This is a genomic window from Zobellia uliginosa (genome assembly GCF_900156625.1).
Taxonomy (GTDB): domain Bacteria; phylum Bacteroidota; class Bacteroidia; order Flavobacteriales; family Flavobacteriaceae; genus Zobellia; species Zobellia uliginosa.
In genome coordinates, this window is the sequence record NZ_FTOB01000008.1 from 1 (window position 1) to 13,148 (window position 13,148).

Annotated in this window: 9 protein-coding genes; 8 read left to right on the top strand and 1 reads right to left on the bottom strand. The window is 41.6% G+C overall.

Annotated elements, in window-relative coordinates; translation table 11 throughout:
• Window positions 1-880: 880 nt before the first annotated feature.
• Entirely contained in the window at window positions 881-1,612 is a 732-nt protein-coding gene (locus BW980_RS19365; protein WP_076456815.1) for a hypothetical protein, read from the bottom strand.
• 450 nt (window positions 1,613-2,062) lie between these two features.
• Between BW980_RS19365 and BW980_RS19370 the strand changes: the two genes are divergently transcribed.
• The 8 genes from BW980_RS19370 (at window position 2,063) to BW980_RS19405 (ending at window position 13,115) form a co-directional block, all read left to right on the top strand.
• Window positions 2,063-3,520, top strand: coding sequence for a type III PLP-dependent enzyme domain-containing protein (locus BW980_RS19370; RefSeq protein WP_076456816.1), 1,458 nt, complete (start codon window positions 2,063-2,065; stop codon window positions 3,518-3,520).
• A gap of 15 nt (window positions 3,521-3,535) precedes the next feature.
• Window positions 3,536-4,477: an agmatinase gene (gene speB / locus BW980_RS19375; RefSeq protein ID WP_076456817.1), complete on the top strand. Its 942-nt coding sequence runs from the start codon at window positions 3,536-3,538 to the stop codon at window positions 4,475-4,477.
• Entirely contained in the window at window positions 4,464-5,441 is a 978-nt protein-coding gene (locus BW980_RS19380) for a deoxyhypusine synthase family protein (protein ID WP_076456818.1), read from the top strand. Before speB ends, BW980_RS19380 begins: the two co-directional genes overlap by 14 nt.
• Window positions 5,438-5,764 (top strand): hypothetical protein, encoded by a 327-nt coding sequence (locus tag BW980_RS19385; RefSeq protein ID WP_076456819.1) that lies wholly within the window; start codon window positions 5,438-5,440, stop codon window positions 5,762-5,764. The genes BW980_RS19380 and BW980_RS19385 overlap by 4 nt, the downstream gene beginning before the upstream one ends.
• Before the next feature lie 114 nt (window positions 5,765-5,878).
• Complete coding sequence (locus BW980_RS19390; RefSeq protein WP_076456820.1) at window positions 5,879-7,408, top strand: bifunctional GNAT family N-acetyltransferase/carbon-nitrogen hydrolase family protein; 1,530 nt, start codon at window positions 5,879-5,881, stop codon at window positions 7,406-7,408.
• A 1-nt stretch (window position 7,409) separates the two neighbouring features.
• Complete coding sequence (gene rimK / locus BW980_RS19395; RefSeq protein ID WP_076456920.1) at window positions 7,410-8,780, top strand: 30S ribosomal protein S6--L-glutamate ligase; 1,371 nt, start codon at window positions 7,410-7,412, stop codon at window positions 8,778-8,780.
• Window positions 8,781-9,270: 490 nt separating this feature from the next.
• Window positions 9,271-9,765, top strand: a complete 495-nt coding sequence (locus tag BW980_RS19400; protein WP_076456821.1) for a CAP domain-containing protein — start codon at window positions 9,271-9,273, stop codon at window positions 9,763-9,765.
• A 326-nt stretch (window positions 9,766-10,091) separates the two neighbouring features.
• A complete protein-coding gene (locus tag BW980_RS19405; RefSeq protein WP_076456822.1) occupies window positions 10,092-13,115 on the top strand; it encodes a T9SS type B sorting domain-containing protein in 3,024 nt (1,007 codons plus the stop codon).
• Window positions 13,116-13,148: the final 33 nt, after the last annotated feature.

Consider the following 13,148-nt stretch of genomic DNA (forward strand, 5'->3'; position numbering starts at 1 on the left):
CAATTCAGAGGTGTTAGAAACGTAGAGTTCTTCTTATTTAGGTTAACTAATATTTTTGCCTAAAGATAAAATCCCACAACTTTATGACTTGATCCGTAACAATCTTAATATACTTGGGAGCCGATAGTAATGTGTTTGTATTTAATATGGTGGGCGCTATTAAGACCCTAGGTAATCGGAGTAGGTATAATTTAATCGAATGAAATTGAAGCCTAGAAAGAAGGATTGAAAATAGGCATCAAAATAGACCTGACGATTGGAGGTGTTTTAGCGAGAAAAACCAAAATACTCGAAAGGGTAATTGTTGATTTTGTCAATGATGGGAATTCTTCTAACAATAGCGATAATATAGGTTGGATTGCTCATCGCCTAATAATTTGAATCTTAAGTTTTAAGCCTTTGGTAATTAAGAAAGTAGTCTAATCGGTTGATGTCATTTTACCTATCTGCAAGAAGGGAAACAGAATGACCGAAGACGTTCAAAAATCGTTGGCATTCGAACAGAATATTTTATAAGCTTTTAAATTAAGAGCTAAGCGAATGAGGTGCGATTCTTGCTGAGGTCGCTATCTTAAATTATTGTTTTATAAGGGGGCTTAAGCCCTAATAAGTGTAAGTCCTTTTAATTAGGGGCTTTTATATTTTATAGACATCGAATTTTTTGACCAATTCGTTTATCCTTTTTTTGTTTTCTTCTAGCTTTTCTTTAAGTTCTTCTATCTGTTCTTTCGTAAGGGGGTTCATACCATCATTAATTATGATTGTCCGATTATAACGATGCATAAAGGCTTACATTGTGTGCTTTTTAATCAATTATAAAATTTTCATCAGATAAATTGTTGATAACTCATCTTGTTATGCCGTTTTGTTCTTAATAATTTTAGTTTTTCCTCTTGGTCCAAATCTCGTACATGGGTTCTCCCTTACTATTGTTTCCGGTATGGTGCCAATCGTTTCCTTTTAGTTCGTAGTTGAACTTTAAGGTCGCTCCCACACGGGAATCGTCTTTTGAGAAAAAGTCTATGTTTTCGGTGTAATGGCCATCTTTTGAACTAAAGGAACCTCCGCCCGTACCAAAAAACTTCATGCTGTCGGTATGGTAGGCAATCCATTGAAAGCGTCCGTTCATAAGTAGTTTGAGTGTTTTTCTAGGGTTTTCTTCGCCTCTTCGCTCTTGACCGGTATCGGGGCCACGTGTGGCAAAAAGCCATTTTCCGTCCAAGGCTTGTGTTAGGGAGGCAATCGGTTTAAAAGTAGCGTTCGGTTTCAGTTCAAGAACAAGGGCATCCTCTTTTTGTTCGAAGGGAATCTGTAGTGTCTTCAGTTGGTCGTTTTCGTAATTGGAATTGAATTCCAAATCGACAATGAGGCGATTACCTTCGACTTGTACAAAACCTCCACGGGTCGTTATAAAATGGGGCGGACTTTTTTCATAGATCGTATGTACAAGGTAACCATCGTTGATATGAAGCTCATGGGTGATGTTTTTTTGGTCGATGTGCTCTTCAAAAAGGTAACTTTTTGATGCCATTTGGGCGCTCACAAGATGGGTCGTGGCCAAAATGAGGAATAAGACCATACATTTTGTCCCAATTTTGATTGTCGTTTTCATTTGTTGATGGTTTTTAATGGTTTAAAAATAAGGTAATTACGCCGTATTCTTAGCTTTTTGGCCTCCTTTAAAAATTTTTTTTCACGCTTTGTCGTAATTTTTTTGAAAATTCTTGATTTTAATTTTTTTTTGTTTTCATTTGTCTTGTCTTTAGCGCTTCAAAACTAAAGACGTTTAGAGCTTTTAGCTGAACATTATGCAACGTGTTTCTATGTTCGGGCTATGGGAGATTAGGAAGTCAAATCTCATAGCAACCCATCAGATGGGCGGCCGGATTTTAAAGCTAACTTCCGATTTTTCTACTACTATTGTGCAAAGCCAGCACAACTATTTTTTCATTCCTACTACTCAGGAACAAATTCTTATATGACACCATCGGTAACAATTTTTTAATCTTTACGGCACACCTTAGTAAAAAAATATACCGATTTTCATTCACAAGAATTCGCAATGAATACAAAATACATCGATCTAATCGATCAAACGTACTTTTTCCCTCAAGAAGAATTTACCCTTGAGGACGAACACTTGAAATTTCACGACATACCGCTTAGGGATGTGGTGGAAAAATTTGGGAGCCCCCTAAAATTCACCTACTTGCCTAAAATTTCAGAGAATATCGGAAGGGCGAGGAATTGGTTCGCGAACGCTATTGAAAAGAATGCCTACAAAGGCAAATACCACTATTGTTATTGTACCAAAAGTTCGCACTTTCAGCATATCTTGCACGAAGCGCTCAAGAACGATATCCATATCGAGACCTCTTCGGCCTTTGATATTAATATCGTAGAGCAGTTGAAAAACGATGGAAAGCTAAAAGATAGTGCTTATGTTATCTGCAACGGTTTTAAACGCGAGCAGTATATAGATAATATCGCAAGGCTGATCAACAAGGGCCATAAAAACTGTATCCCCATCATCGATAATTACGAAGAAATCGGACTTTTATCCGACGTTATAGACGATACCTTTAAAATTGGGATCCGAATAGCTTCTGAGGAAGAGCCTAAATTCGAGTTCTATACCTCTCGCTTAGGAATTGGCTATAAGAATATTGTTCCGTTTTTCGAAAACGAAATCAAGGACAACGATAAGGTAGAGCTGAAAATGCTTCACTTTTTTATCAATACCGGTATTCGTGACAATGCCTATTATTGGAACGAGTTGGTAAAATGTCTAAAAGTGTACACCCGTTTGAAAAAAATCTGTCCCTCTTTGGATAGCTTGAATATTGGGGGCGGATTCCCCATCAAGAATTCCTTGGCCTTTGAGTACGATTATCAATATATGATCAACGAAATCTTGAACCAGATCAATATTACTTGCGAAGAGGCCGATGTGCCGGTTCCCCATATTTTTACGGAGTTCGGAAGTTTTACCGTAGGTGAGAGCGGCGGCGCCATTTATGAAATTCTCTACCAAAAACAACAGAACGACCGCGAAAAATGGAATATGATCGATTCATCTTTCATTACCACTTTACCCGATACTTGGGCCATTAACAAGCGGTTTATCATGTTGCCCATCAATCGGTGGAACGACGAGTACGAACGCGTGCTTTTGGGCGGTTTGACCTGCGATAGCGACGATTATTATAATAGCGAGCAGAACATGAACGCTATTTACCTGCCCAAATACAAACGAGATAAACCATTGTATATAGGCTTTTTCAATACAGGGGCCTACCAAGAGACCATTGGCGGTTATGGTGGACTTCAGCATTGCTTGATTCCCCAGCCTAAACATATATTGATAGATAAGGATGCCGATGGCAATCTTACCTATGAGGTTTTTAGTCCCCAACAAAAGGCGGAAGACCTATTGGACATTTTGGGTTATAAAGCGGATAAATCTACCGTAGACACCAGCGATACTACTATCGAACATGCAATTACATCAAACGTATAAACTTCAACAATCAAGATGAGCACAACAAAGAATTATGCGGGCATTCCCGACAAATTCGCACAATTAGAAACGGCCAAGGTAGTTTTAATACCTGTGCCTTATGATGGAACAAGTACTTGGGGCAAAGGTGCCGATAAGGGCCCTCAAGCATTTTTAGAGGCTTCCGAGAACATGGAGCTTTACGATATCGAAACCGATAGCGAGGTGTATGGGCAAGGTATTTATTTGGCCGAGGCCATAACCGAGAACAGCTCGCCCGAAGCCGTGGTAAACGCTGTTCATAAACAGACCAAAGATTATATTAAACGTAATAAGTTCGTAACCTTGTTCGGGGGGGAGCATTCCATTTCGATAGGTACGATCCGCGCTTTTAATGAGTGTTTCGATAATCTTACCGTTTTGCAGATCGATGCCCATGCCGACCTACGCGAGTCGTATGAAGGTACAAAATACAACCATGCCTGTGCCGTTCACGAAGCCAGTCAGACCACAAATCTGATTCAAGTAGGTATTCGTTCCATGGATGCTATAGAAAAATCGTTTATGGACGAGGAGAAAACCTTCTTTGCCCACGATATGGTACATGATGAGTATTGGATGGACAAGGTAATCGAGGCCATGACGGACAATGTCTTGATTACTTTTGATCTTGATGCCTTTGATCCTTCTATCATGCCTTCTACGGGAACTCCCGAGCCAGGGGGACTCTTTTGGTACGAGACCTTGGAGTTTTTAAAACAGGTATTTGAGGAGAAAAATGTAGTGGGTTTTGATATTGTGGAGCTCTGCCCTAATCCCACGGATAAATCTTCAGATTTTCTTGCCGCTAAATTGTATTATAAAATGCTAAGCTACAAATTTATAAGTGAGGCGGCAGATGACGAATATGACAACACTTACGATGTAGATTACAAAACAGGTACGAACGGTTTAAAATTTGATGATGACGAAGACTAAAGGAGCAATTTCCGAATTTATAGAAAAATATTACCTGCATTTTAATGCTGCCGCTTTGGTAGATGCCGCCAAAGCATACGAAGAGCAATTGAACAAGGGTTCTAAAATGCTTGTATCATTGGCGGGAGCGATGAGTACTGCCGAATTGGGCAAGATCTTTGCCGAAATGATCCGTCAAGACAAGGTGCAGATCATATCGTGTACAGGTGCCAATCTAGAGGAGGATATCATGAATTTGGTAGCGCATTCACATTACAAGCGCGTTCCCGAATACAGGGACCTTACGCCCCAAGATGAGTGGAATTTACTCGAAAAGGGCTTGAATAGGGTAACCGACACCTGTATTCCCGAAGAGGAAGCCTTTAGAAGGTTGCAAGAGCATATTTTTAAGATATGGAAAGATGCCGAGGAAAAAGGGGAGCGCTACTTGCCACATGAATACATGTATAAAATGTTGCTTTCCGGGGTGCTTGAGGAGTATTATGAAATTGATCTTAAAGATTCATGGATGTACGCCGCTGCCGAGAAAAACCTGCCTATTGTGTGCCCAGGATGGGAAGACAGTACTATGGGCAATATCTTTGCATCTTATGTATTAAAGGGCGAGTTGAAGGCCAGTACCATGAAATCGGGTATTGAATATATGACCTTCTTGGCCGATTGGTATACCGATAACTCTAAAAACGGTATCGGCTTCTTTCAAATCGGAGGAGGTATAGCTGGTGATTTTCCCATCTGTGTAGTACCTATGCTCTATCAAGATATGGAGCGTACCGATACACCGTTCTGGAGCTATTTCTGTCAGATCAGTGATTCTACCACCAGTTACGGGTCGTACTCGGGTGCGGTTCCGAATGAGAAAATTACATGGGGAAAACTAGATATCCATACCCCAAAATTTATAATAGAAAGCGATGCAACCATTGTTGCGCCATTAATTTTTGCTTATCTTCTTGACTTATGAGTAGTAGAAAAGAAAACACAAATTTAAAGCGCGTCATCGTAGACTTTAAAAAGCTGACCCCAGAAGTATTGAAGCTTCTGGTGGAGGCTTATCCTGATGGTTATGATGATCGAAATATCATTTCCTTCAAAAATGCCAATGGTGAACGTATAGAAGCTGTTGAAGTGTTGACCGAAGACACCAAATATTTGGTGAAGATCAGTGCGAAGCTTGAGTACACTATGGAGAATTATGACGAAGATGATTATGAAGATTTTGATGAAGATGACCCAGATGCGGTAATAGAGCCCGACCCTGAAGATATGGCTCAAGACGATGATTAGAGCCGTTCTTCGGTTTGCGCAAAACCTTTGTTGCCCGTTCTTCGGGCAGTGGCCCCTTCTTAGCTCTATTCCAAAATTTCTTCATAGTAACAATTACCGCTTAATGCCCGTTCGATGAATATAGAGGATATAGAGAATGTAGAGTTGAAGTTTTTGAGCCTTGATGATTATCAAGAGCTCAAAGATGCCATGATATCGGCCTATGCCAATATGCCTGGATCCTACTGGAAAGAAAAGCAGATAAAATCGCTTATCGATAAATTTCCGGAAGGACAGGTGGTAATCAAAATAAATGGACAGTTGGCCGGTGTGGCCCTATCCATTATTGTAGCCTTTGACCGTTTTGACGATGAACACACCTATGAGCAGATTACGGGCAACTATTCCTTTGCTACGCATGATGATGAGGGCGATGTGCTCTACGGTATCGAGGTCTTTATAAAGCCACAGTTTCGCGGTCTTAGATTGGGGCGTCGCTTGTACGATTATCGAAAGGAATTGTGTGAGAAATTAAACCTTAAGAGTATTGTCTTTGGGGGAAGAATGCCCAATTTTCATAAATACATGGGCGAGCTCACCCCAAAAGAATATATTGCCAAGGTGCGCCGAAAGGAAATTGCCGATCCCGTACTGAACTTTCAGATCAGCAACGATTTTCACCCCGTTAAGGTCATGAAAGGATACTTGGAAGGCGATAAGGATTCGAGTGACTTTGCCATTCTGATGGAGTGGGACAACATCTATTATCAAAAACCTTCTAAAAAGGCGGCGACCAAGAAAAAAGTCATTCGTTTAGGGCTTATACAATGGCAGATGCGGCCCTATAGAGATTTGGAAGAACTCCTGCAGCAGGCGGAGTATTTTATCGATGCGGTTTCAGGGTATAGGTCTGATTTCGCCCTGTTTCCCGAGTTTTTCAATGCGCCCTTGATGGCCAAGGACAATCATTTGTCCACTTCCGACGCCATTCGTGAATTGGCTAGGCATACGGGGGATATCGTACAGAAATTTTCTGAGTTTTCCATATCCTATAACATCAACATCATAACCGGAAGCATGCCTGAAATGATCGATGGCCGTTTGTACAACGTAGGCTATTTGTGTCGACGTGATGGTAGTATGGAACGTTATGAAAAATTACATGTTACCCCTGACGAAGCCAAGGTCTGGGGAATGCAAGGTGGAACCCAACTGAAGGCTTTCGATACCGATTGTGGTAAAATAGGCGTCTTGATCTGTTATGATTCCGAATTTCCTGAACTAAGCCGTTTGTTGGCCGATGAAGGTATGGATATATTGTTCGTTCCTTTTTTGACCGATACCCAAAATGGCTATTCTAGGGTACGGCATTGTGCCCAGGCAAGGGCGATAGAAAACGAGTGCTATGTGGCTATTGCCGGTAGCGTGGGCAACTTGCCCAATGTGCAGAATATGGATATTCAATTTGCCCAATCCATGGTATTTACACCTTGTGATTTTTCCTTCCCCACCAATGGGGTCAAGGCCGAGGCCACACCGAATACCGAAATGATCCTGATAGCCGACGTAGATATCGATTTGCTGCGCGAACTTAACCAATTTGGGGCCGTACGGAATTTGAAGGATAGAAGAAAAGATATATTTGAACTTAAAAAAAAAATATAGTTTGACCGACTTAAAGATTATAGGAAGCGAAGAATGGTGCGTGTTTGAAAATTTGGGTATCCCGGCCATAAAGGCAAGGGTGGATTCAGGGGCCAAAACATCGTCAATACAAGCGACCAACATAAAGATTATTATGAAGGGCACCCAAGAGTGGGTAAAGTTTGAAGTAAGCCCGCTTCAAGAAAACCGAAGTATTTCCATACCCTGTCAGGCGCGGTTGGTAGACCGTAGAATGGTAAAAAGTTCTTCAGGAATCTCAGAAGAGCGCTTGGTAGTACGTACTGCGGTGACCCTCGGAGACGATACTTTTGAGATAGAGCTTACCTTGGCCAACCGTGATACCATGGAGTTTCGTATGCTTTTGGGGCGCGAGGCGCTGAACGAACGTTACATTGTAAACCCTGCTCTCAATTATCGGATACAGGATTTTGACGATGAGGTCATTAATCAAAAATACGCTCCCTATTTTAAGGAGAAAACGGGGTTAAAGATTGCCCTCTTGGCCAGTAACCCTAATCTATATAGTAATAAGCGTATCATGGAGGCCGCTGAGGCCCGTGGTCATGAAATTGTTTTTCTGAACGTAGAACTGGCTTACATGAAGCTTGATGCCCACTCGCCTGAAATACGGTATAGAGGGGGCAATATTCTAAATGCCTTTGATGCCGTTATACCGAGAATCAAGCCTTCGGTTACCTTTTACGGTTGTGCATTGCTCCGACAATTCGATAACCTTGGGGTCTATTGCCAAAATACGGCCGAGGCCATTACACAGTCAAGGGACAAGCTTTTTGCTTCGCAATTATTTTCTAAGAACGATATACATATTCCTATTACGGGCTTTGCAAAATCTCCAATGGACACCAAAGACCTGATCAAAATGGTCAATGGGGCACCTTTGATCATTAAGTTGTTGGAAAGTACCCAAGGAAAGGGGGTGGTGCTCGCCGAGACCAATAAGGCCGCAGAGAGTGTGATCAATGCGTTTAAAAGTGTAAATACCAATATTTTGGTGCAAGAGTTTATCAAGGAAGCCAACGGGCAAGATATTCGTTGTTTCGTCGTCAACGGAAAAGTAGTGGCCTCTATGCAAAGACAGGCCGAAAAGGGGGAGTTCAGGGCCAATATCCACCAAGGCGGCAAGGCTTCCATTATCCGCATTACTTCCGAAGAACGCAAATTGGCACAAAAGGCGGCAAAAGTATTGAACCTGGCCGTTGCCGGGGTCGATATCATTCGCTCGAACAAAGGCCCCTTGCTCTTAGAGGTAAATTCGTCGCCCGGTCTTGAAGGTATTGAAAATGCAACGGGAAAGGACATTGCCAACGAAATGATCGTAGCTATTGAAAAGAAGTTAAGGTTTAGTATCTAAATCGAACACCAGATCAAATAGTCCGAATTTGGAACTATAATACTATACCGTAGTACCTATATAATAGACTGACAAAGAAGACCTCGTTTTGCGAGGTCTTCTTTGTTATATATAAAGATGCCAAAAAAGAGGTATCCTTTCCCTTGGCGCTTACTTTTTTGGCCTACCGATGAAGCCTCCTACCTATCTTTGGTATATAGGCATAATACATATCCGAAGTGTCTTTTGCCTTCCTTTTTGACCCCTTGACGATATCACCGATCAAGGGGTATCGCCCAAGTAATTTCTTTCTCCGATTAAGGGTCAAATTCCCGACCTATGGCATCATTTATTCGATGAAAAAACATTAAAACCGACTTGTATGTATCTGATTTATAGTTTTTTACGCTTTAACGAGTAAAGCGTACCACTTGTATTGTTTTTCTACTTGACCGTACAATGTGCCGTTCAGGTCTAAGCAAAACAAGAAACAATAAAATTCATTTAAGTTATGGTACGATTCAACACTTTACTTCTTATTGCAATTACAGTCTTAATGACTTCATGTTCTTCTTCAACCCCGGAAGAAGATGAGCTATACAAATCGGTTTCTTCTACCCATCAAGAAGTAACGGTTTCCGATATAGAAAAAGAGGTAATGGATGTAGTAAATGAATATAGGGTGTCGATCGGGCTGAATGCATTAAAGTTTAGCGAGCTTGCCTACAGTTATGCAAATGATCACAATACTTATATGATTTCGGAAGGTGAGATCAGCCATGACAATTTTGATATAAGGGCTTCTAAATTATCTGTAGAGGCCAAAGCCGATTATGTTTCTGAAAACTTGGGCATGGATTTTACCAATGCCGAAGATATTCTTGAGGCTTGGAAAAATAGCCCGATTCATAAGAAGGTTATGGAAGGTAAATTTGAATACACGGCGGTTAGTGTGACCGCCGACGAAAATGGGGTACTCTATTTTACCCAGTTGTTTTTTCTATAAGATAAAGGTATACCATACACTTAAGTGGACCAATATTAGGTTGGCCTCCTATTTCGCAGAAGTAGGGGGCATTTTTATGGCCTAAAATGAGATGAAAAAGGGGTGGAAATGCGATGACTTCCTTCCAAATTATTGTTTTTCAGGGAATAATACGCACAATTTGCTTTTTTTTCTGCTCGATGAACTACGTTTTTGAAATAAAATACGCTAAAAACAGTGCATTTCATCGAAAAAACATGCATTTCATGGAGTAAAAATAATAGCGTAGGCAATAACATTTAGGACAAGGGAGTTTTTTATAGGACCTAAACCAACATTCTTTGCCTATGATACGTAAAACTACCTTAAAGCAAAACTTGCTGTTATTTTTCTCGTTTGTTTGCTTTTTTTCTTTTGCTCAAGATAGGGTTTATACTAGTGCCGTTACTAGTGAAAACGAAGTGGATCTATCTAACAATGCCATAGGTTCCGATTTAACAACCAATGCGACTATCAGGGCGAATTCTGGTATTGCTTTGGGAATTGGTGCTTATGATGGACATTTGGAACTCGCCTATCCGTCAACACTACCGGCGAATACTACCAGTTATTTAAAAATTGAGACCGAAGACAATTTGCTCTCTAGCCTATTGGGTGGGAGTCTAGGGAATTTACTATCCGATATTGTCGGGGTGCTGCTTATCGGAAATCAAGAGTTTACTGTTGAGGCCCGTAATGTCAATACAACTGTCCTTCAATCGAATTCGGGTATTGTCAATGCTTTTGCATCTGATGAAGCAAGGGTCGTTATTGACGAGACAGGAACCTATTTTCTTGCCGTGACCCCAACAAGCGCCTATGACAGGATTCGCTTGACCAATAGCGTCGGATCATTGATTGGATTGGGTCAAACTAGGGACCTCGATGTTTACGGCTCTTTTTATGGAGATGGAGATACCGCATGTGGCGCTCCTAGTTTTACTTCGTACAGTGGTAGCGGCATATCGTTAGACCTTCTCGACTTAGGGGGGGCAGGGGTGACCGACCCACATTTGGCCATTGATGGCGATAACAATACCTTTTCTAAGTTAGGACTTGGAATCATTGGTGTTGCAGCTAATATAGAACAGACGATTTATTTTAATAGCCCAGAAGATACAGATGATTATTACTATGTAGAGATGGCTATCGACCCTTCGTTATTACAATTGGATATAGCCAACTCCATTGAGGTAATCGGTCAGAACGGTGCGGCAACACCTGTCTATACAGAGAGTCTATCGAATTTATTGGATTTAGACCTGTTGGGTCTGTTACAGAGTGGTCAAACGGCCGTTATTGGCTTTGATCCCGCAACCCCTATAGATCGGGTAACGGTGAGGTTATCATCCTTAGTCGGTGTCGGTATCGATCAGAATATTAAACTTTACGATGTGTACAGGGCTCCTGAAACACCTGTAATCACCGCTACCGCAGATGACCTAAATATCTGTGCGGGTTCGGCTACTAGCATAACTGCAGAAATTCAAAACACTACCAATACAGAGTTGAGATGGTACGATGCCGAACACAACGGAAACCTATTGGCAACCTTAAACTCGGGTGATGCATTTACCACACCGGTCTTAAATTCAGACACGACATATTATGTGGCCGCTGCCGAAATCGGTTGCGCCGAGGAATCTCCTCGAACTGAAGTTGAAATAAATGTCGTTGCCATTCCGACTGCAGCCGATATTACGGTTCTGGGTAACGAAAATCCTGTATGTTCTTCAAACAATATAGTACTTGTTCCTTCAAGTACGGTAGACGGAAGCTTTACTTGGTATCTTGATGGGACAAAGTCCACCGAAATTACCGATGGAATGGTAGATGGTGGGGTTACTTACGAAATTGATTCCAATGGTGTTCTGACCGTAACCGGGCTGACCGAAGTGGGATCTCCGTACACGTATTTTGTGTCGGTGAAAGATGATTTGGCCGGTTGCGAGAATGTTTCTGGCGATTTGAAATCGGTAGAGGTCAACGTAGTAGATTTTTCAAAGACGGTATCTATTGATTCTGAAACTTTGATAAGCCTAGATAATCTCCTTGATATTTTTGATGGTACTAGTACGGTAGATGTAACCGGAACCGTATCGGGTGATGTTGTGGCAGGAGAACCTATTTCCTTGGCCGTAAACGGAAACCTTTTTAATGGCGTTGTGGGAGCCGATTCATCGTTTAGCGTTGCAGTAGATGCACTCGACTTGGTATCCGATCTAGATAACACCCTTGAAGCCTTTTTGCAAGGTGTTCTTTGTAGTGTTTCCACGGAAATTTCGGTAGACCTTCCTGATTTAGTGATAGACGATGTGCTACAGGTTTTCTGTGCCTCTGATTTTGCTACCGTAGCGGATTTGCAGGTAGATCTTGACGATATCGTTTTCTTCGATGACCTCGTGGCAGGATTGCAAATTGATGCCAATACACCCTTGGTCGACGGACAGGTTTATTTTGCGGGAATTTTAGATATTCCTACTTCTATACTGGCACGGGTACAGATTAGTGTTCAGATTATTGATGTTCCAACGCCGACTACCGACAACACGGATCAAGTTTTCTGTGAAAGCGATAGTCCCATAGTAGGCGATATTCAAACCGACCAAACCAATGTAGTGTTCTACGACAGTGCTTCGGGCGGAAATGTTATCGATCCTTCTACCCCCATAGAAGATGGCTTTAGCTATTATGTTGCGGCGGTCGAAAATGCTTGCGAAAGCAGTCAGCGGTTGGTGGTTACCACGAGTTTGGTCGATGATGGTTCTACACCTATTACATTGACCGGTGAATTCGAGGATGCTTGTCAAAACCGTTCGTACACCTATGTGACCAATGCCGATAAACAAAATTATGTTTGGGAAATTGTAGGAGGTACAATCATAGAGGGCGGAACTTCTACCGATGATTTTGCGACCGTAAGGTGGACCGAGTTGATCGATACGCAGATCAGCGTTTCCTATGTAGATGAATCGACATGTAGCCCCAATAAAATGCTTTCTCAAAATGTTGAGGTAGAGAGCTGTGGCGTGGTTATGGGAGAGGAATTCTGTCTTAAGGTTTTTAATGAGTTTTCCCCGAACAATGATGGCTTCAACGATTTCTTTACCATACAATGTATAGAAGATTACTCCAATACCTTGGAAGTCTATAACCGTAACGGAAACCTTGTCTACAAGGCCAAGGACTATCGAAATACTTGGAACGGGCTGGCAAATGTCAAGGGCGTTTTGAACAGCGGAGATCATTTGCCTTCAGGAACGTATTACTATTCCATTACGATTCCTGAGCTAGAAAGAAACCTCGTCGGATGGCTGCAATTGGCCAGATAACACGCTTTTCTTTAACTATTCACACCAAACCTT